This is a genomic window from Streptomyces sudanensis (assembly GCF_023614315.1).
Classification (GTDB): domain Bacteria; phylum Actinomycetota; class Actinomycetes; order Streptomycetales; family Streptomycetaceae; genus Streptomyces; species Streptomyces sudanensis.
This window is the reverse complement of sequence record NZ_CP095474.1, coordinates 1,636,953-1,656,084: the sequence shown is the minus strand read 5'-3', so window position 1 is coordinate 1,656,084 and position 19,132 is coordinate 1,636,953. Positions and strand designations below refer to the sequence as shown.

The 19,132-nt window shown below is 75.4% G+C and carries 18 protein-coding genes; 5 read left to right on the top strand and 13 right to left on the bottom strand.

The features are described from left to right. Positions 1-32: 32 nt before the first annotated feature. The 6 genes from MW084_RS07640 to MW084_RS07615 all read right to left on the bottom strand — a co-directional run. A partial coding sequence (locus MW084_RS07640; RefSeq protein ID WP_338057685.1) for a biotin/lipoyl-containing protein occupies positions 33-317 on the bottom strand: 285 nt, incomplete at its 3' end. Between the two features lie 58 nt (positions 318-375). After that, positions 376-1,764, bottom strand: coding sequence for a dihydrolipoyl dehydrogenase (gene lpdA / locus MW084_RS07635; RefSeq protein ID WP_010469249.1), 1,389 nt, complete (start codon positions 1,762-1,764; stop codon positions 376-378). Between the two features lie 304 nt (positions 1,765-2,068). Continuing rightward, complete coding sequence (locus MW084_RS07630) at positions 2,069-3,589, bottom strand: leucyl aminopeptidase (protein WP_010469251.1); 1,521 nt, start codon at positions 3,587-3,589, stop codon at positions 2,069-2,071. A 238-nt stretch (positions 3,590-3,827) separates the two neighbouring features. Next, positions 3,828-4,640, bottom strand: a complete 813-nt coding sequence (locus MW084_RS07625; protein WP_010469253.1) for an adenosylcobinamide-GDP ribazoletransferase — start codon at positions 4,638-4,640, stop codon at positions 3,828-3,830. 305 nt (positions 4,641-4,945) lie between these two features. Beyond that, a complete protein-coding gene (gene cobT / locus MW084_RS07620) occupies positions 4,946-6,028 on the bottom strand; it encodes a nicotinate-nucleotide--dimethylbenzimidazole phosphoribosyltransferase (RefSeq protein WP_010469254.1) in 1,083 nt (360 codons plus the stop codon). Between the two features lie 30 nt (positions 6,029-6,058). Next, complete coding sequence (locus MW084_RS07615; protein ID WP_010469255.1) at positions 6,059-7,258, bottom strand: bifunctional adenosylcobinamide kinase/adenosylcobinamide-phosphate guanylyltransferase; 1,200 nt, start codon at positions 7,256-7,258, stop codon at positions 6,059-6,061. A gap of 90 nt (positions 7,259-7,348) precedes the next feature. Between MW084_RS07615 and MW084_RS07610 the strand changes: the two genes are divergently transcribed. Further along, the gene (locus MW084_RS07610; protein WP_010469256.1) at positions 7,349-7,555 is read left to right on the top strand and encodes a hypothetical protein; all 207 of its coding nucleotides are present in this window, start codon (positions 7,349-7,351) and stop codon (positions 7,553-7,555) included. 235 nt (positions 7,556-7,790) lie between these two features. Here the strand turns inward: MW084_RS07610 and MW084_RS07605 are convergent, their stop codons facing one another. The 4 genes from MW084_RS07605 to MW084_RS07590 form a co-directional block, all read right to left on the bottom strand. Further along, positions 7,791-8,894 (bottom strand): S1C family serine protease, encoded by a 1,104-nt coding sequence (locus MW084_RS07605; protein WP_029553541.1) that lies wholly within the window; start codon positions 8,892-8,894, stop codon positions 7,791-7,793. A gap of 103 nt (positions 8,895-8,997) precedes the next feature. Next, complete coding sequence (locus MW084_RS07600) at positions 8,998-10,785, bottom strand: ABC transporter ATP-binding protein (RefSeq protein WP_010471138.1); 1,788 nt, start codon at positions 10,783-10,785, stop codon at positions 8,998-9,000. 106 nt (positions 10,786-10,891) lie between these two features. Beyond that, positions 10,892-11,575, bottom strand: coding sequence for a class I SAM-dependent methyltransferase (locus MW084_RS07595; RefSeq protein ID WP_050986778.1), 684 nt, complete (start codon positions 11,573-11,575; stop codon positions 10,892-10,894). 98 nt (positions 11,576-11,673) lie between these two features. After that, positions 11,674-12,270 (bottom strand): DUF3043 domain-containing protein, encoded by a 597-nt coding sequence (locus MW084_RS07590; RefSeq protein ID WP_029553540.1) that lies wholly within the window; start codon positions 12,268-12,270, stop codon positions 11,674-11,676. A 259-nt stretch (positions 12,271-12,529) separates the two neighbouring features. Here MW084_RS07590 and MW084_RS07585 point away from each other — a divergent pair, with 259 nt between their 5' ends. Both MW084_RS07585 and pspAA read left to right on the top strand, forming a co-directional pair. Continuing rightward, positions 12,530-13,339: a PspA/IM30 family protein gene (locus MW084_RS07585; protein ID WP_078571678.1), complete on the top strand. Its 810-nt coding sequence runs from the start codon at positions 12,530-12,532 to the stop codon at positions 13,337-13,339. A gap of 12 nt (positions 13,340-13,351) precedes the next feature. Next, on the top strand, positions 13,352-13,633 hold the full coding sequence (pspAA, locus tag MW084_RS07580; RefSeq protein WP_010471133.1) for a PspA-associated protein PspAA: 282 nt from the start codon (positions 13,352-13,354) through the stop codon (positions 13,631-13,633). Positions 13,634-13,823: 190 nt separating this feature from the next. On the opposite strand, the gene nadA is transcribed toward pspAA, so the two are convergent. After that, positions 13,824-15,002 carry a quinolinate synthase NadA gene (nadA, locus tag MW084_RS07575; protein ID WP_010471132.1) on the bottom strand — a complete coding sequence of 393 codons (1,179 nt, stop codon included), beginning with the start codon at positions 15,000-15,002 and terminating at the stop codon, positions 13,824-13,826. Positions 15,003-15,247: 245 nt separating this feature from the next. Between nadA and erpA the strand changes: the two genes are divergently transcribed. Further along, positions 15,248-15,604 (top strand): iron-sulfur cluster insertion protein ErpA, encoded by a 357-nt coding sequence (gene erpA, locus MW084_RS07570; RefSeq protein ID WP_010471131.1) that lies wholly within the window; start codon positions 15,248-15,250, stop codon positions 15,602-15,604. Between the two features lie 1,602 nt (positions 15,605-17,206). Here the strand turns inward: erpA and MW084_RS07565 are convergent. Next, entirely contained in the window at positions 17,207-17,410 is a 204-nt protein-coding gene (locus MW084_RS07565; RefSeq protein ID WP_010471129.1) for a hypothetical protein, read from the bottom strand. A gap of 133 nt (positions 17,411-17,543) precedes the next feature. Between MW084_RS07565 and MW084_RS07560 the strand changes: the two genes are divergently transcribed. Next, positions 17,544-18,518 carry a carbohydrate kinase family protein gene (locus MW084_RS07560; RefSeq protein WP_010471127.1) on the top strand — a complete coding sequence of 325 codons (975 nt, stop codon included), beginning with the start codon at positions 17,544-17,546 and terminating at the stop codon, positions 18,516-18,518. A 9-nt stretch (positions 18,519-18,527) separates the two neighbouring features. On the opposite strand, the gene MW084_RS07555 is transcribed toward MW084_RS07560, so the two are convergent. Beyond that, on the bottom strand, positions 18,528-19,132 hold a 605-nt coding region (locus MW084_RS07555), incomplete at its 5' end, for a cysteine desulfurase/sulfurtransferase TusA family protein (RefSeq protein ID WP_275563527.1).

The window sequence follows — 19,132 nt, the reverse complement described above, 5'->3', positions numbered from 1 at the left end:
ANNCCNNTAGGANTCGTCGGCAGGGCGGGGGNCTCCTGGGCCGGCGCCTCCTGGGCCGGGGCCTCGGCCGGGGCGCCCGTCCCGTCGTCGATGACGGCCAGCTCGGCGCCGACCTCCACGGTCTCGTCCTCGGCGACCTTGATCGAGGTCAGGACGCCGGAGGCGGGGGCGGGGATCTCGGTGTCGACCTTGTCGGTGGAGACCTCGAGCAGCGGCTCGTCGGCCTCGACGCGTTCGCCCTCGGCCTTCAGCCAGCGGGTGACGGTGCCCTCGGTGACGCTCTCGCCGAGCGCCGGCAGGGTTACGGAAACCGGCATGGTTTCACTTGCTCCTAACGAACTTGTGCGGTAAGGGTCGTGGCCGGTTGCTGGTGCGTCAGTCGTGGGAGTGGAGGGGCTTGCCCGCCAGGGCCAGGTGGGCCTCGCCGAGCGCCTCGTTCTGCGTCGGGTGGGCGTGGATGAGCTGGGCCACCTCGGCCGGCAGGGCCTCCCAGTTGTAGATCAGCTGGGCCTCGCCGACCTGCTCGCCCATGCGGTCGCCGACCATGTGGACGCCGACCACCGCGCCGCCCTTGACCTGGACGAGCTTGATCTCGCCCGCGGTCTTGAGGATCTTGCTTTTGCCGTTGCCCGCGAGGTTGTACTTCAGCGCGACGACCTTGTCCGCGCCGTAGACCTCCTTGGCCTTGGCCTCGGTGATGCCCACGGAGGCGACCTCGGGGTGGCAGTACGTCACCCGGGGAACGCCGTCGTAGTCGATCGGGACCGGCTTCAGGCCGGCCAGCCGCTCGGCGACCAGGATGCCCTCGGCGAAGCCGACGTGCGCGAGCTGGAGGGTGGGGACGAGGTCGCCCACGGCCGAGATCGTCGGCACGTTGGTGCGCATGTACTCGTCGACCAGGACGTAGCCGCGGTCCATGGCGACGCCCTGCTCCTCGTAGCCCAGGCCCTGCGAGACCGGCCCGCGGCCGATCGCGACCAGCAGCACCTCGGCCTCGAAGGTCTTGCCGTCCGCGAGGGTGACCTTCACGCCGTTCTCGGTGTACTCGGCGCTCTGGAAGAACGTGCCGAGGTTGAACTTGATGCCGCGCTTGCGGAACGCGCGCTCCAGGAGCTTCGAGCTGTTCTCGTCCTCGACCGGGACCAGGTGCTTCAGGCCCTCGATGATCGTGACGTCCGTGCCGAAGGACTTCCACGCGGAGGCGAACTCGACGCCGATGACGCCGCCGCCGAGGATGATCGCGGACTCCGGGACCCGGTCCAGGGTCAGCGCGTGGTCCGAGGACAGGATGCGGTTGCCGTCGATCTCCAGGCCGGGCAGCGACTTCGGCACGGAGCCCGTGGCGAGCAGGACGTGGCGGCCCTCGACCCGCTGGCCGTTCACGTCGACGGAGGTCGGGGAGGAGAGGCGGCCCTCACCCTCGATGTACGTCACCTTGCGGGAGGCGACCAGGCCCTGCAGGCCCTTGTACAGGCCCGCGATCACGTCGTCCTTGTACTTGTGGACGCCCTTGATGTCGATGCCCTCGAAGGAGGCCCGGACACCGAACTGGTCCGCCTCGCGGGCCTGGTCGGCGACCTCGCCGGCGTGGAGCAGGGCCTTGGTGGGGATGCAGCCGTTGTGCAGGCACGTGCCGCCGAGCTTGTTCTTCTCGATCAGTGCGACGTCCAGGCCCAGCTGCGCACCTCGCAGGGCCGCGGCGTAACCGCCACTGCCACCGCCGAGGATCACTAGGTCGAAAACGGTGCTGGCGTCGTTCGCCACGTCACGTCCTCCATGCATGTGCGCCGCTCGCCGGTCCTCGACGACCGGCGGCGGCTGGTTTTCGGCCGCTGTCTCTTCGGCCCTGTGGTGGGGGCCCTGTCCTGCCGGGAACCCATCTTTGCACCTGTCGCGGGAACGCGGGACGCGGGGCCGGTTCCCGCAGGGCCCCCGGGGAACGGGAACGGCCCCGGACGGGTGACGTCCGGGGCCGTTCGCGCGGTGCCGCCCTCGGGCGGCGGAGCCGGGTGTCCCTTCACCGTCGGCCCTCCCCGGACCGGCGGCCCTCCCCGGGGCCGGCTCCGCCTCAGCCCAGGTCGCCCTCGGCGACGCGCTCCGCCAGCCGCACCAGGGTGCGCACGGCCGAGCCGGTGCCGCCCTTCGGGGTGTAGCCGTACGGGCCGGACTCGTTGAACGCCGGGCCGGCGATGTCCAGGTGCGCCCAGGTGATGCCCTCGCCGACGAACTCCTTCAGGAACAGGCCGGCCACCAGGCCGCCGCCCATGCGCTCGCCCATGTTGGCGATGTCGGCGGTGGGGGAGTCCATGCCCTTGCGCAGCTCCGCCGGGAGCGGCATCGGCCAGGACTGCTCGCCGACCTCCTCGGCGGTCTCGTGGATCGCGGTGCGGAATGCGTCGTCATTCGCCATCACGCCGAACGTGCGGTTGCCCAGGGCGAGGACCATCGCACCGGTCAGGGTCGCCACGTCCACGATCGCGTCCGGGTTCTCCTCCGAGGCGCGGGTGATCGCGTCGGCCAGCACCAGGCGGCCCTCGGCGTCGGTGTTCAGCACCTCGACGGTCTTGCCGCTGTACATGCGCAGCACGTCGCCCGGGCGGGTGGCCGAGCCGGACGGCATGTTCTCGGCGAGCGCCAGCCAGCCGGTGACGTTGACCGGCAGGCCGAGCCTGGCCGCGGCCACGACCGCGGCGAACACGGCGGCGGCGCCGCTCATGTCGCACTTCATGGTCTCGTTGTGGCCGGCCGGCTTGAGGGAGATGCCGCCCGAGTCGTAGGTGATGCCCTTGCCGACCAGGGCGAGGGTCTTGACCGCCTTGCGGTGGGTGTAGGCGAGCTTCACCAGGCGGGGCGGGTTCGCGGAGCCGGCGCCGACGCCGAGGATGCCGCCGTAGCCGCCCTTGGCGAGCGCCTTCTCGTCGAGGATCTCGACCTTGACGCCGTTCTCCTTGCCCGCCGCGGCGGCGACGGCGGCGAACGCCTCCGGGGTCAGGTCGTTCGGCGGCGTGTTGATCAGGTCGCGGGCCCGGTTGACCTCCTCGGCCACCGCGAGCGCGCGCTCCGCGGCCGCCTTGGACGCCTTGTCGCGCGGCTTCGCGCCGAGCAGGACGACCTCGGCCAGGGGGGCCTTGGCGTCCTCGCCGCGCTCCTGGTAGACCGTGAAGGCGTACGCGCCGAGCAGCGCGCCCTCCGCGACGGCCGCCAGGTCCTCCGCCGCCTCGACGGGCAGGGCGAAGCCGGCCTTCTTGACCCCGGCCAGGGCGCGGGCGGCCGCACCGGCGGCGCGGCGCAGCGCCTCGGCGCCGTACGCCTCGTCCTTCCCGGGCGCCCGGCCGAGGCCGACGGCGAGGACGACCGGCGCCTTCAGACCGCCGGAGGACGGCACCTTGGTCACCTCGTCCTCGGCGCCCGACGCGCCGAGGGTCTCCAGGACGGCGGCGAGCTTCCCGTCGAACGCCGAGTCCACGGCCTCGGCGCCCGGAGCGACGACGAGCCCCTTGCCGCCGTCGGCTGCCTTGGCGACGCCGACCACGAGGACGTCGGCGCGCAGCGACGCGGCACCGGTGGTGCTGAGAGTGAGAGCAGTCACGGTGGTGAAATCTCGCTTCCGTTGAGTTCCTTGGCGGTCGAGGGGTGGGCCGACCGCGCCCGCCGCATGGTAAGTCGACCCGTCGGCACGGCGGGCACGAGCCTACGCGCGCCTGGTGGCTTCGCCCACGGTGCGGTCGTCCACCTGTTCGCGGGCAGCCCCGGACGCGGACCGCTCCCGGGGGACCGGGTCCGCCTCCTCCCCGGCCGGACGGGCCGGTCGGCGGGCGCGGCGGGCGTCAGCCCAGGGCCGCCACGACCAGCGCGGCGGTGGCCGCCGTCTCCGCGACCGCACCGAACACGTCGCCCGTCACCCCGCCGAACCGGCGCACGCACCGGCGCAGCAGCGCCTCCGCCACCACCGGCGCGGCCAGCGCGGCCAGCGCGTGACGCAGTGCGCCGTACCCTTCCGCGGGCGCCCCGGCGAGCGCCCCGGCGCCCGCGCACGCGCCCACCACCAGGACGCCCGCCACCAGCGCGGCGCGCGGCGGCACGGTGCCCGCGACCACCGCGCCCAGCCCCTCGGGGCGGGCCGCCGGAACACCGGTGCGGGACGCCAGGGTGAGCGCCAGCCGCGCGACGGTGCCGGCGAGGACCGCGGCGGCGGCGCCGTGCGCCCAGCCCTCGCCGTACAGCCGGTGGAGGGCCGCGACCTGGGCGAGCAGCACGAGGAGCAGCGTGACGACGCCGAACGGCCCGATGTCCGACCGCTTCATGATCCGCAGCGCCTCCCCGGCGGGCCTGCCGCTGCCGAGCCCGTCGGCGGTGTCGGCCAGCCCGTCGAGGTGCAGGCCCCGGGTGAGTACCGCGGGCACGGCGACCGAGGCGACGGCGGCGAGCAGCGGCCCGGAGCCGAGCAGTGACAGCAGGGAGCCGGCCGTCGCCGCGCAGAGGCCCACGACCAGTCCGGCGACGGGCGCGCACAGCATCCCGGAGCGGGCCGCGTCCCGGTCCCAGCGAGTGATCCGGGCGGGCAGGACGGTGAGAGTGCCGAAGGCGAAGCGCAGGCCGTGGAGGTGCGGGAGCACGCGGGAGGTCGTCACCGCGCGCACACTAGCCGCCGCCGCGCGCGCCCGGTCCGGCGGACGGCGCCCGGGCGGCGGGAGCCGGCGCGGGCCGCCGCCCGGGTCCCGGCGCCCGCTCACCGCCCGGCCCGTACCCGGAAGCGCCCCTCCGCCTCGGTGGAGCGCCCTTCCGCGCGGGCCGGGTCCGCCGTCCTCCGGCCCGTCCCGCCGTCCTCCGGCCCGTCCCGCAGGCACGGTGCCGGCCGGCCCCGGTCGCGTACCGCCTCCGCGGGCGAAGGGCGGCCCGCCCGCCGGGCACGGTCCGCCCGCCGGGCGAAAGCCCGTACCGGGCGTCAGGCCGCGCCGCCGTCCCCGTGCGGGTCCGCCGGGCCGGGCCGCTCCGGCAGCTCCGCAGCGAGCGCCGCGGCGGCCTGGACGAGGGGCAGGGCGAGCAGCGCCCCGGTCCCCTCGCCCACCGTGACGCCGTGGTCGAGCAGCGGGGCGAGCGCCATCCGGTCCAGCGCCTTCGCCTGCGCCGGCTCCCCGCTCACCTGCCCCGCCAGCCACCAGTCGGGCGCCCGGAACGCGGCCCGCTGCGCGACCAGCGCGCACGCCGCCGACACCACGCCGTCCAGGATCACCGGCATCCGCCGCACCGCGGCCTGGAGCAGGAACCCGGTCGCCGCCGCGACGTCCGCGCCGCCCACCGCCGCCAGCAGCTCCAGCTGGTCGCCCAGCACCGGCCTCGCCCGGCGCAGCGCGTCGCGGACCGCCGCGCACTTGCGCATCCACGCCAGGTCGTCGATGCCCGCGCCGCCGCGCCCGGTCACCACGGACGCGTCCGTCCCGCACAGCGCGGCGATCAGCGTGGCCGCCACCGTCGTCCCGCCGACGCTCAGGTCGCCCAGCACCACCAGGTCGGTGCCCGAGTCGGCCTCCTCGTCGGCGATCGCCATGCCGAGCCGCACGGCCCGCTCGGCCTCCTCCGCCGTGAGGGCGTCCTCGACGTCGATGCGGCCGCTGCCGCGCCGCACCCGGTGCCGCACGACCTCCTCCGGCAGCAGCTCCGGGTCGCAGTCCAGGCCCGCGTCCACGACCCGTACGGGCACCCCCGCGCGCCGCGCCAGCACGGCCGCCGGGCTCGCCCCGTCCAGCACCGCCCGCACCAGCGCGTGCGCCGTCCCGGCGGCACGGCCCGACACGCCGAGCGCGGCCACACCGTGGTCGCCGGCGAACAGCACGGCCTTCGCCCGCTCCACCGGCCGCACGGGCACGGCGCCCTGCGCGGCGGACAACCACTCGCCGAGCTCGTCCAGGCGGCCGAGCGCGCCGGGCGGGACGGCCAGCCGCTCCCGGCGTTCCTCGGCGGCCCGGCGGACGCCGCCGTCCGGACGCACGATCAGTTCGGAGAAGTCGTCGAGATTCAGCCTGCTCATTCGCGGAACAGTACCGGCCGGGCGGGACGGTCAGCCGCGCAGGACGAGGACCTGCCCCGCCACCGCCAGCAGCACCTGCTCGCACTCGTCGGCGAAGGCCGCGTTGAGCCGTCCCAGCTCGTCCCGGAAGCGCCGCCCGGCGGCCGTCGCGGGCACGACGCCGGAGCCCGCCTCGTTGGTGACGGCGACGACCGTGCGGGGTGTGGCGCGGACGGCGGCGACCAGCTCGGCGACCCGCTCCCGCAGCGCCTTCTCGCCGGTGCGGGCCCACGTGTCGTCGTCCCACGCGCCGACCCGGTCCATCGCGTCGGCCAGCCACAGCGACAGGCAGTCCACCAGCAGCGGGGGCCCGTCCGCCGCCAGCAGCCCGGCCACCTCGCAGGTCTCCTCGGTGCGCCAGGACCCGGGCCGCCGCTCCCGGTGCGCCCCCACCCGGGCCGCCCACTCCGCGTCGCCGTCCCGGGTGCCGCCCGTCGCCACGTACACGACGTCCGGGTACGCCTCCAGGCGCCGCTCCGCCGCCAGCGACTTCCCCGACCGGGCGCCCCCGGTGACCAGGGTGCGGCGGGGCGGCGACGGCGCCTCCCGGTACGCGCCGACCGTGAGGGCGGTCCCGTCCGGCACCGCCCTGGCGCCGGCCGCGGCGAGCCGCCGGTCCAGCTCCGGGCCGGGCGGCACGTCGTGGTCCAGGTGCACCGCCAGCACGTCGGTCTCCCGGCCCACCGCGCCGGCCGCCCGCAGCCGGGCCAGCGCGTCCGGCCGCCCGGTCGCGTCCAGGGCGACCAGGTCGTACGGGCGGGGCGGCGCGGCCGGTCCGGCGGGGGCGCCGCCCGGCGGGAGGTAGAGCAGCCGCAGCCCCTCCGGGGACGTCACCTCGTACCCGGTGCCGGGCGCGTCCATCGCCACCGCCCGGACGCGGTGCCCGCTGATCAGCGTCAGCTCCCGCCCGTCCGGGACGCGGCCCGCGCGGGGCAGCCCCGCGGGCAGCTCCACGGGCGGGCCGTCGTGCGGGTGCGTCAGCAGCACCTGCCGCACGCCCGTGAGGGTGCGGCCGGCGCGGGCGGCGGCCAGGGCGGCGCCCGGGGTGAGGTCGAGCAGCAGGGCGTCGTCCACGAGCAGCGAGGTCGCGGAGCGCGCGTGGGGGCCGCGGGCGGTGGCGCACGCGGCGCAGGGGCAACCGGGCCGGGGGAGGCCCGCCGGGGCCCCGGTGCCGAGCAGAGTCAGTTCCACGTACCCGATCCTCCCGCGAGCCCCGCGCGGCTGCGCGCCCGGCTACGCTGCGGGCAGCAACCAGCACAGGCGCGGGACCGGGAGGCGCACATGGCGTGGACGTGGCGGTTCGAGAAGGCCGACGGCACGGAGGTGGAGCCGGCGGTGAGGCCGGAGGAGTTCCCCACGCAGGGGGACGCGGAGTCCTGGATCGGCGAGACGTGGCGCGACCTGCTGGAGGGCGGCGCGGACCAGGCGACGCTCCTGGAGGACGGCACCGAGGTCTACGGCCCCATGCCCCTGAACGCCGAATCCTGACCGCGCCGGGCCGCCCCGCCGGCGCCGGCCGGTCCGCCGGTCCGCGGACCCCTCCCGGCGGGCGGGGCGGACGGCGGGCGCGACGGGCCGGCGGCCGGACACGCGCATCCGCCCGCGGCCGTGCCCGCTCCGGTCCCGGCCCCCGGCCCGGGGNNGGGCCGCCGGACCGGAGCGGGGCGCGACGGGCCGCGGCGGGCCGCGAAGGGCGTCCGGGGCGGCTCCGCGGCCCAGGGGGTCACATCTCGCCCAGGGTCACCCGCGCCGTCCGGGCCCGCCCCTCGCGCACGTACCCCACGGCCACCTTCTGCTCCGGCTTCAGCGAGGCCAGCGCCTCCAGCAGCGACGTGATCGTCGTGATCTTCGTGTCCTCCAGGCGGGTGATGATGTCGCCCACCCGCAGCCCCGCCTCCTGCGCCGCGCCGCCCTCCAGGACGCGCTCCACCGCGACCCCCGCCGGGCGGTACTCGTCGTCGAGGACCGTGCGCCCGGAGATCCCCAGCGCCGCCCGGCCGGAGTCCCGCACCCGCCCGAACCTCACGATCTGGTCCGCGACCGTCCGCACCATCGACACGGGGATGGCGAAGCCGATCCCGGGCGCCGAGCCCCCGCCCGCCTCGGGGTCGGCCGCCGCGAGCGTCGGGACGCCGATGACCTCGCTGTCCAGGTTGACCAGGGCGCCCCCGCTGTTGCCGGGGTTGATCGGCGCGGACGTCTGCACCATGTTGCCGATCGTCGCGCCCGCCCCCCCGTCGGTCCGGCCCTCGCTGACGGTGCGGCCGATCGCGGAGACGATGCCCTGCGTGACGCTTCCGGACAGCCCCAGCGGCGCCCCCATGGCGAGGACGATCTGCCCGACTTCCACCTTCGCCGAGTCGCCGAACCGCGCCGGGCGCACCCCCTCGGGCGGGGGGCCGTCCAGTTTGATGACGGCCAGGTCCTGCTCCGGGTAGCTGGAGACGAGCCGCGCCGGGAGGGGCTGCTCCCGTGTGGCGACCGTGACGCGAAAGCTGCGGGCGGAGCCGACGACGTGGGCGTTGGTCACGATGTGGCCCCGGGCGTCGTAGACGACCCCCGATCCCAGGCTCTCGCCCGCCTGGATGGTGACGACCGACGGCAGGACGTCCTTGATGACGGCCTGGTACTCGCTCTGCAGGTCGCCGGTCTGGCGCGGCGCGGGCGCCGGTGCCTGCGCCCGTGCCGTACCCGCCACGCGCGGCCCGGCCGCCGACGGCCCGGCGGGCGGCGGGGCGGTGGTGCAGCCGCCCAGCAGGGCGGTCGCGCTCACTCCGGCGACGAGGGGCATCAGCAGCGCACGCACACGCGGCAGTGGGAGACTCATGCCCGGAGTATCCCTTTCACCCCGCTTTCCCCGCCCGTGCAGCGCACCCGATCAGGGGGCGGGGCACCGCCCGCCCCCNGCGCGGTACAGCCCCGCGCCCCGGTCACCCCCGCGTCGCCAGGAACTGCGTCGCCGCCAGCTCCGCGTAGAGCGGGTCACCGGCCACCAGCTCCGCGTGCGTGCCCACCGCCCGCACCCGGCCCGCGTCCATCACCACGATCCGGTCGGCCAGCGTCACCGTCGACAGCCGGTGCGCCACCACCAGCACCGTCACCTCCCGCGCCACCTCCGCGACCACGTCCCGCAGCGCCAGCTCGTTGACCGCGTCCAGCTGCGACGTCGCCTCGTCGAGCAGCAGCAGCCGCGGCTTGCGCAGCAGCGCCCGGGCGACGGCGACGCGCTGCCGCTCCCCGCCGGACAGCTTCGAGCCCCGGTGCCCCACCACGGTGTCCAGCCCGTCCGGCAGCCGCTCCACGAGCGCGTCCAGCCGCGCCCGCACCAGGACCTCCCGCACCTCCTCCTCGGTCGCGCCGGGCGCGGCGAACAGGAGGTTCTCGCGGAGCGTCCCCGCCAGGACCGGGGCGTCCTGCTCGACGTACCCGATGGCGGCCCGCAGCTCGGCGACCGGCAGGTCCCGCACGTCCCTGCCGTCGACCAGGACCCGGCCGCCGGTCGCCTCGTAGAACCGCTCCACCAGCCCGAACACGGTCGTCTTGCCCGCGCCGGACGGCCCGACGAACGCGGTCATGCCCGGCCCGGGCACCGCGAACGACACCCCGTGGTGCACGTACGGCAGGTCGTCCCGGTAGCGGAAGCGCACGTCCTCGAAGACGACCGACGCCGGCCCGGTCCCGGCCGGAGCGACGGGCCCGGACCCCGCCTCCGGGTCCTCGGCGGCCAGCCGCTCCACCTCTTCGATCCGGGCGATCGCCGCGGACCCCACCTGGTACTGCGTCACCGCCTCGACCAGCTGCGACACCGGTTCGATCAGGTAGAAGAGGTACAGCAGGAACGCGATCAGCTCCGCCACGGTGATCGCCCCCGAGGCGACCCGCCCCCCGCCGACGCCCAGCACGGCCAGGAACGACACCTGCACCGCGAGTCCCACCGACGACCCGGCGAGCGCCTGCCACTTGGCGGCCTTCACCCCGTGCCGCCAGGCGTCCCGCGCCGCGGCCTCCACGGCGGCCGCCTCCCGGGCCTCGGCGCCCGACGCCTTCACCGTGCGGAACGCTCCGAACACCCGCTCCAGGCGGCTGGATATCTCCCCGACCGCCGCCTGCGACCGCCGCGTCGCCTCCGCGATCCTCGGCATGGCCAGCGCGAACGCCCCGCCGATCAGCACGATCACACCGAGCGTCACGCCGAGCAGCGCGGCGTCCATCAGCAGCATCATCACGAGCGTGGCCAGGAACCCGACGCCGCCGGTCACCGCCGAGACGACCGACCGCGTCGTCACGGCCCGCAGCAGCGTCGTGTCCGAGGTGATCCGCGCCATCAGGTCGCCCGGCTGGGTCCGCTCCACCTCCGCCAGCCGCAACCGCAGCAGCCGCCCGACGAGGGAGCGGCGGGCGGCGAGCACCACCGACTCGGCGGTGCGCTCCAGCAGGTACGACCCGGCCGCCTGGACCGCCGTCCCGGCGACCACCAGCGCGGTCAGGCCCAGCAGGACCCCCGCGATCGGCTCCTCCCGCCCGAGCCGCTCCACCAGTGCCTTCGCGGCGAGCGGCTGGGCCAGTCCGGTGACGGTGCCGACCAGCGCCAGCAGGGTGCCGAGGGCGACGGCCGTACGGTGCGGCCGGAAGTGCCGGTACAGGGCCCGCCACGTCTCGCGGGCGGGCAGCCGGGGGGTCGCGGCCCCGGAGGTGTTGTGGTCTTCTTCGGTACTCACACCGGCAAGGACGCGCGGGCACCGCGCGCACCTGCCCGCCGGGCGCCCCGAATCCCGCGGGCCGGGCCGCGCTCCCGGGCCCGCCGCGCGGGCCGCGGGGCCGGGGTCAGCCGCGGACGCCGCACAGGTGCAGCAGCGCCGCCACCGCGCGGTACGGGTCGGTGCGGCCCGCCCGGTCCTCGGCCGCCAGCAGCCGCTCCAGCTCCGGCGCCGCGGGCAGGCCCTCGTCCGCGGGCACCGTGTCGGTGAAGACCCGCACGCCGTACCAGGCCTGCAGCGGTGCGGCGATCCCGGCCAGCGTGGCCGTCAGCGCCGCCAGGCGGTCGGCGCGGGTCCGTGTGCCGAGGTCGCCGACATGGGTGTCCGAGTCGAACGCGGCCAGGGCGGCCGGCCAGTCCCCGGTCAGCCCCGGGCGCATGGCCAGCGCGTCCGCGTTCCGCACGACCAGGGACAGCAGGCCCCCGGGCGCCAGCATCCGGGCCAGCCCGGCCAGCACCGGATCGGGCTCGTCCACGTGCATCAGGACGCCGTGGCACAGCACCACGTCGAAGCTGCCCGGCCCGAAGTGCACACCGGTCTCCCGGCCGTCGCCCTCGATCACCCGGAACCGCTCGCGTATGCCGGCGGGCTCGGCCGCCAGCGCCTCCCGGACGGCCCCCAGCATCCCGGGGTCGGACTCCAGCCCGGTCACCGTGTGCCCGGCCCGGGCCAGCCGCAGGGCCTGCGCGCCCCGCCCCATGCCGACGTCGAGTATCCGCAGCCGCCGCCCCACCGGGTAGCGGGCGGCCATCTGCTCGTCCAGCTGGCGCGCGACGAGTTCCTGGCGGACGGCCTCGCGCAGTCCGCCCGGCCGCCCCGTCACGCCCCCGTGTCCGAAGACCGTGGCGCTCAGGGCCGCTCCCCCCGCTTGACCTGCGGTTTCGGGAGCCTCAGCCGGCGCATCTGGAGCGAGCGCATCAGCGCGTACGCCACGGCGCCGCGCTTGGGCTCGTCGGGGAAGCGCTGCTTCAGCTGCTTCTTCAGCCGGATCGACAGGCCGATCGAGTCCACCACGATCAGCACGATCACACCCAGCCACAGCAGGGTGGCGGTCGTCTGCATCCGGCCGACCGGGATCACCGACAGGACGAGGATGACCACCGCCAGCGGCAGGAACATCTCGGCGACGAAGAACCGCGAGTCGACGAAGTCCCGCACGAAGCGGCGGACCGGCCCCCGGTCGCGGGCGGGCAGGAAGCGCTCGTCGCCCGTGGCCAGCGCCTCGCGCTGGCGGGCCAGGTCCGCGCGGCGCGCCTCGCGCTGACGGCGCATCGCCTCCTTGCGGTCGAGCGGCGGCGTCGCCGCGCGGCGGCGCTGGGTCTGGGCCTCGCTCCGCTTCGGGGTGGGGCGGCCCTTGGGGGCCTGCGGGTCGCGGGGCTGCTTGGAGAGGTCCGCCGTCACCTTGCCGGTGGGGGCCTTCTCGTCCTTCGAACGGCTACGGAACACAAACCCCAAGGGTACGGGGTGCCGGGCGCGGACCTCGCCACGGCGGGGAACGATCCGGCAACGGCCCGCCCCGCCGGCGGACCGCGGACGGGCGCTCGGGCGGCCGCCTCATCCCTGCGCGGGAGAGGGGCCGCCGACAGTCGTTCTCGGGGAGGAGCGCATCGGCGCTCGAACAGTGCGGTAATGGAGTCGGGGCCCGTAGTGTGGGTTCTGTCGGAGTGCTGCAGCCGAGTCGGTCAGAAGGGGGCGCGCGAAGCCCATGAGCGGTGTGATGAAGCGTATGGGGATGATCTTCCGCGCGAAGGCGAACAAGGCCCTGGACCGGGCCGAGGACCCGCGCGAGACCCTCGATTACTCGTACCAGAAGCAGCTCGAACTGCTCCAGAAGGTGCGTCGCGGCGTGGCGGACGTGGCGACGTCCCGCAAGCGACTCGAACTCCAGCTGAACCAGTTGCAGGGCCAGTCCGCCAAGCTGGAGGACCAGGGCCGCAAGGCGCTGGCGCTCGGCCGCGAGGACCTCGCCCGCGAGGCGCTGTCCCGGCGCGCGGCGCTCCAGGAGCAGGTGACCGACCTGGAGGCGCAGCACCAGACCCTCCAGGGCGAGGAGGAGAAGCTGACGCTCGCCGCGCAGCGGCTCCAGGCCAAGGTCGACGCCTTCCGCACCAGGAAGGAGACCATCAAGGCCACGTACACGGCGGCGCAGGCGCAGACCCGCATCGCCGAGTCCTTCTCCGGCATCTCGGAGGAGATGAGCGACGTGGGCGTCGCCATCCAGCGCGCCGAGGACAGGACCGCGCAGCTCCAGGCCCGCGCCGGCGCCATCGACGAGCTCCTCGCCTCCGGAGCGCTCGACGACCGGTCGGGCCTCGCGAAGGACGACATCCAGGCCGAGCTGGACCGCCTGTCCGGCGGGACGGACGTGGAGCTGGAGCTCCAGCGGATGAAGGCCGAGCTGACCGGGGGCACGACCGCGCAGCAGCAGGCCATCGAGAGCGGCGACGGCGTGCAGGACCGGGCACAGGCACAGGGTGAGGGCCGGCAGGAACGGCCGAGGTTCGACAAGAGTTAAGGACGGCACGTCATGATCGTGAGGATCATGGGGGAGGGCCAGGTCAGGCTGGCCGACGACCACCTGGCCGAACTGGACGGCCTCGACGACGAGTTGCTCGCCGAGGTGGAGACCGGTGACGGCGCCGGTTTCCGCCGGACCCTGCACGCCCTCCTGGACCGCGTCCGCGAGCTGGGCGAGCCCCTCCCGGACGACTCCCTGGAACCCTCGGAGCTCATCCTCCCGGCGCCCGACGCCACCCTGGAGGAGGTCCGCTCCCTCCTCTCCGGCGCCGGGCTGTTCCCTCCGCAGTAGCCCTTCCGGGCACCGTGCCCCGGCACCCCGGCGGGTGCCGGGGCACGGTGCCGCCGGGCACGGCCGGCGCTCCGGACACCACCGCGCCGCGCACCGGTCGACTCGTCCGGCGGGCGGACCCGGCGCCGGCCGCCGCGTCGCCCGGGCCCCGGTGCCCGCCCGGCGGGACCCGGGTGTGCCCGCGGCGCGGTTACGGCAGGGCCAGCATCCGCTCCAGCGCCAGCTTGGCGAAGCTCTCCGTCTCGCGGTCCACCTGGATCCGGTTGACCACGTTGCCCTCCGCGAGCGACTCCAGCGCCCACACCAGGTGCGGCAGGTCGATCCGGTTCATGGTGGAGCAGAAGCAGACGGTCCGGTCGAGGAAGACGACCTCCTTGCCCTCGGGGGCGAACCGGTTCGCGAGCCGCCGCACCAGGTTCAGCTCCGTGCCGATGGCCCACTTCGACCCGGCGGGCGCCGCCTCCAGGGTCCTGATGATGTACTCGGTCGAGCCCACGTGGTCGGCGGCGGCGACGACCTCGTGCCGGCACTCGGGGTGCACCAGCACGTTGACGCCCGGGATGCGCTCGCGGACCTCGTTGACCGAGTCCAGCGAGAAGCGGCCGTGCACCGAGCAGTGGCCGCGCCACAGGATCATCTTCGCGTCGCGCAGCTGCTCGGCGGTCAGTCCGCCGTTCGGCCGGTGCGGGTTGTAGACGACGCAGTCGTCGAGGGACATGCCCATGTCGCGGACCGCGGTGTTGCGGCCGAGGTGCTGGTCGGGCAGGAAGAGGACCTTCTCACCCTGCTCGAAGGCCCAGTTCAGGGCGCGCTCGGCGTTGGAGGAGGTGCAGATCGTACCGCCGTGCTTGCCGGTGAACGCCTTGATGTCGGCGGAGGAGTTCATGTACGAGACCGGTACGGTCACGTCCGCGACGCCCGCCTCCGTCAGCACGTCCCAGCACTCGGCGACCTGCTCGGCGGTGGCCATGTCGGCCATGGAGCAGCCCGCGGCGAGGTCCGGCAGGACGACCTTCTGGCCGTCGCCGGTCAGGATGTCCGCCGACTCGGCCATGAAGTGCACGCCGCAGAAGACGATGTACTCCGCCTCCGGACGGGCCGCCGCGTCCCGGGCGAGCTTGAAGGAGTCGCCCGTGACGTCCGCGAACTGGATGACCTCGTCGCGCTGGTAGTGGTGGCCGAGGACGAACACCTTCTCGCCGAGCCTCGCCTTGGCCGCGCGGGCGCGCTCCACCAGGTCCGGGTCGGACGGCGAGGGGAGGTCGCCGGGGCACTCCACGCCCCGCTCGCTCTTGGGGTCGGCCTCGCGGCCGAGCAGCAGCAGGGCGAGCGGCGTCGGCTGGACATCCAGGGGCTGGGCGGTGGTCACGTCACGCACCCTTTCTACTGAGCCTTTTCGTCTAATTGACGCTATCTATCATAACCGCTTTCACGTCACTTTGACGATCTCGATAGCGTCGATGTGACGAATTCGCCTCCCGCGCACCGGAGCCCCCGCGGGCGCCGGTGTGCGAGCATGAAGGACGAGGACCGGGCGCGGCCCGGAATGAATCGGCGACCCCGCCGGTTGCAACCGTCGGCAAGCAGTCTCCGAACAACCCGGGAGAAAAGCAGATGTCCGTATCGGACGAGAAGACCACTGTCAGTGACGGCATCGTTCTGACGGACGCCGCCGCGGCCAAGGTCAAGGCCCTGCTCGACCAGGAGGGCCGTGACGACCTGGCGCTCCGCGTCGCCGTTCAGCCCGGTGGCTGCTCCGGTCTGCGCTACCAGCTCTTCTTCGACGAGCGCTCCCTCGACGGCGACGTCGTCAAGGACTTCGGCGGCGTCAAGGTCGTCACCGACCGCATGAGCGCCCCGTACCTGGGCGGCGCCTCCATCGACTTCGTCGACACGATCGAGAAGCAGGGCTTCACGATCGACAACCCGAACGCCACCGGCTCCTGCGCCTGCGGCGACTCCTTCAGCTGACCCGCCGGCGACCCGCTCGCCCGCGCCGGTAGGCGGCGGCCCCGGACCCCTGGCGGTCCGGGGCCGCCGCCTTCCGCGTCACTTCGGCGGTGTGCCGACCCGCGGCAGCGGCCGCCCGGTCACCGCGTCCACCACGGCCCGGTCGCCGACCGGCCCGTCCAGCTCCACTACCGCGTTCACCGGCAGCGCGATCGCGGCGCAGACCTGCTTCGCCCCGTCCGGGATCTCGAACCGCCGCAACCGCACCTGCTCGGCGGTCTCCTCCACCTTCACCAGGTACGCGCTGCACGCCCCGCCGGAGAACGTCACCTCCAGCCGCCGGTCCCGCTCCGTGTGGGGCATGACGCGCAGGTCGGACGGCTCCGCCTCCGGGAAGAGCCGCTCCAGCGGGACCGCCGGGTAGTCGAACCGGTACGGCCGCCCGTTCCGCTCGCCCTCGAACAGCCACGTCGGCACCAGCGCCTCACCGGTCCGCCCCACCGCGGACGACAGGCCGAGCACGGCCGTGCGGATGGTGGTCACCGCCTCCCGGGGAGGCTTGGGGAGGTCCGTCCGGGGCTCGCACGGCCCGCTCGGGTCCGCCCCCGGCCGGTCGGCCGTCCGCACACCGGCCCCCTCCAGGGGGACGGACGTCGCGCAGTCGGCGGTGGCGCCCTTCGGCCAGTGCGCCCGGACGGTCGCGTTCAGCTCCCGCACCGCCTGCTCGGCGCTGATCACCGGGTACGCGCCCCCGCGCGCCAGCCCGGCCAGCCGGCCCTCCGCGAGGACGACGCCCCCGCCGGCGTCCACGGTGAACCGCGTCTCCCACGACCGGGTGGGCAGGCCCCCGACCCGCGGGTCGGCGGTCACCAGGCGCGTCGACCCCCGGGCCTCCGAGGACAGGGCGGCGTCCGTGAGGCCGAGCGCCTTCACCAGCGGTGCGGCGGCCCGCCGCGCGGCCTCGTCGCTCACCGGGCCGCCGGCCGTCGGGTCCGTCCGGCACCGCTTTCCCTTGGGGCAGTCGTCGGTGGCCGGGCCCTGCGCCTCGTACCGCCAGTCCCCCGACTCGTACACGTCGAGCGAGGGCCCCCAACCGTCCTTCTCGGGGCCGACGCGCCACCCGACGGGCCCCTTCACCGGCGCCCCGGCGAAGCCCAGCGCCTTCGCCAGCCGGGCCGCGTCCGCCGCCGTGGTCTTCCCCTGCGCCCGGTAGGCGTGGGCCGTCTCCGGCGCCTTCGGCAGGGCGCCCCCCACCCGGTACCGCTCGCCGCCGCTCGGGTCCGGCTCGCCCGGCGCGATGCCCGGGGACGTGCCGCCGGGGGNGGGCGACAGGGCGGGCCCCCGCCGCGCCCGTCCGCCGGGGCGCNGGCCCGCGGCGTGTCCGCGCCGCCCCCNTGGGCCACCGCCAGGTACGTCCCGCCGCCCGCCGCCAGTACCGCCGCCGTCACCAGGGCGACGGCGAGCGGCGGCCGCCGCCGGCCGGGGCCCGCGCCCGTGCTGGTCTCCGTCTCGCTCACCGCAGTACTCCTTCGTCGGTCCACGTCACCAGTCGTATCCCCGCCGGGCGGGAGACACGGGTGTGACGGACCGGACGGGCGAGCGGTTCCGTGGGCCGTACGGGTGTCAGGCGCCGTATTCCGCGGCGGCGGCGATCAGCCGGACGGACGCGGGCTCCACCACCACCCCGTGGATCCGCGACGGCGGCACGGCCGCGGGCGCCGCCGCGGGAGCCGGCCAGTGGGGCGCCATCCGCGCGCAGTGCCCGCGCAGCTCCGCCAGGGTCAACTCGGGTTCCGGCCGCTCGCGCGGCGTGGTGTGGTTCGCCATACCGGCACCGTACGCAGACCGCCTTCGGCCAAGAAGACCTACTATCGGGTAGTTTTCCGCCCCCCGGGCCGCTCCGCCACCCGATAGCGTGAGCCGTCCCGTCCGCCCAGTCTTCCCGCAGGAGCGTCCCGCCGTGCGCATCGCCGTCACCGGCTCCATAGCCACCGACCACCTCATGACCTTCCCCGGCCGGTTCGCCGACCAGTTCGTCGCCGACCGGCTGCACACGGTCTCCCTCTCCTTCCTCGTCGACACCCTCGACGTGCGCAGGGGCGGTGTCGGCGCGAACATCTGCTTCGGCATGGGCCAGCTGGGCGCCCGCCCGGTCCTGGTGGGCGCCGCCGGCCCCGACTTCGACGAGTACCGCGCCTGGCTGGAACGGCACGGCGTGGACACCGACTCCGTACGGATCTCCGAGGTGCTGCACACGGCCCGCTTCGTCTGCACCACCGACGCCGACCACAACCAGATCGGCTCGTTCTACACCGGCGCCATGAGCGAGGCCCGCCTGATCGAGCTCAAGGCCGTCGCCGACCGCGTCGGCGGCCTCGACCTGGTCCTCGTCGGCGCCGACGACCCCGAGGCGATGCTCCGCCACACCGAGGAGTGCCGGACGCGCGGCATCCCCTTCGCCGCCGACTTCTCCCAGCAGATCGCCCGGATGGACGGCGAGGAGATCCGCACCCTCCTCGACGGCGCCGCCTACCTCTTCTCCAACGAGTACGAGAAGGGCCTCATCGAGTCCAAGACCGGCTGGAGCGACGAGGAGATCCTCGGCCGCGTCGGCCACCGCGTCACCACCCTCGGCGCCCGCGGCGTGCGCATCGAACGCGCCGGCGAGCCCGCCGTCGAGGTCGCCTGCCCCCGGGAGGAGGCCAAGGTCGACCCGACCGGCGTCGGCGACGCCTTCCGCGCCGGCTTTCTGTCCGGCCTGTCCTGGGGCGTCGGCCTGGAGCGCGCCGCCCAGGTCGGCTGCATGCTCGCCACCCTGGTCATCGAGACGCTCGGCACCCAGGAGTACACCCTGCGCCGCGCCCACTTCATGGAGCGCTTCACCGAGGCGTACGGCGAGGAGGCCGCCGCCGAGGTCCGGGCCCGCCTCGGGTAGCCGGGCGCCTCACACCAGCCGGCGGACCACATGGGCCGCCCCCCGGTCCGCCGGCTCTTCGCCCACGTACTCCTGGCCCCGCATCCCGCACCACGCCGGGATGTCCAGCCGCGCCGCCGCGTCGTCCGCCAGCACCCGCACCGTCCCGCCGACCGGCACCCCGCCGATCGCCTTCGCCAGCTCGATCACCGGCACCGGGCACCGCCTGCCCAGCGCGTCCACCACCACCTCCCCGGCTCCGCCCGGCGCCGCCGCGGCCCCGGCCGCCGGCGCCCCGAGCCGCTCGCGCACCCCGGCCACCACGCCCGGCAGCACCTCCAGGAACCGCTCCACGTCCGCCTCCGCCACCCCCGCCGGCAGCGAGACCCGTACGTTGCCCTCCGACAGCACCCCCATGGCGCGCAGGACGTGACTGGGTGTCAGCGTCGAACTCGTACACGACGAACCGGACGAAACGGAGAAACCGGACCGGTCCAGCTCGTGCAGCAGCGCCTCCCCGTCCACGTACAGGCACGAGAACGTCACCAGGTGGGGCAGCCGCCGCACCGGGTCGCCCACCACCTCCGCCTCCGGCACCGACGCCGCCACCCCCGCCCGGATCCGGTCCACCAGCC

Excerpts from the sequence above, each read along its gene's own strand:
- MW084_RS07605 (WP_029553541.1), bottom strand. The coding sequence starts at position 8,894 with ATGAGTCTCCCACTGCCGCGTGTGCGTGCGCTGCTGATGCCCCTCGTC.
- MW084_RS07585 (WP_078571678.1), top strand. The coding sequence starts at position 12,530 with ATGAGCGGTGTGATGAAGCGTATGGGGATGATCTTCCGCGCGAAGGCG.
- cobT (WP_010469254.1), bottom strand. The coding sequence starts at position 6,028 with ATGAGCAGGCTGAATCTCGACGACTTCTCCGAACTGATCGTGCGTCCG.
- MW084_RS07565 (WP_010471129.1), bottom strand. The coding sequence starts at position 17,410 with ATGGCGAACCACACCACGCCGCGCGAGCGGCCGGAACCCGAGTTGACC.
- pspAA (WP_010471133.1), top strand. The coding sequence starts at position 13,352 with ATGATCGTGAGGATCATGGGGGAGGGCCAGGTCAGGCTGGCCGACGAC.
- MW084_RS07595 (WP_050986778.1), bottom strand. The coding sequence starts at position 11,575 with ATGGCCGCCCGCTACCCGGTGGGGCGGCGGCTGCGGATACTCGACGTC.
- erpA (WP_010471131.1), top strand. The coding sequence starts at position 15,248 with ATGTCCGTATCGGACGAGAAGACCACTGTCAGTGACGGCATCGTTCTG.
- MW084_RS07610 (WP_010469256.1), top strand. The coding sequence starts at position 7,349 with ATGGCGTGGACGTGGCGGTTCGAGAAGGCCGACGGCACGGAGGTGGAG.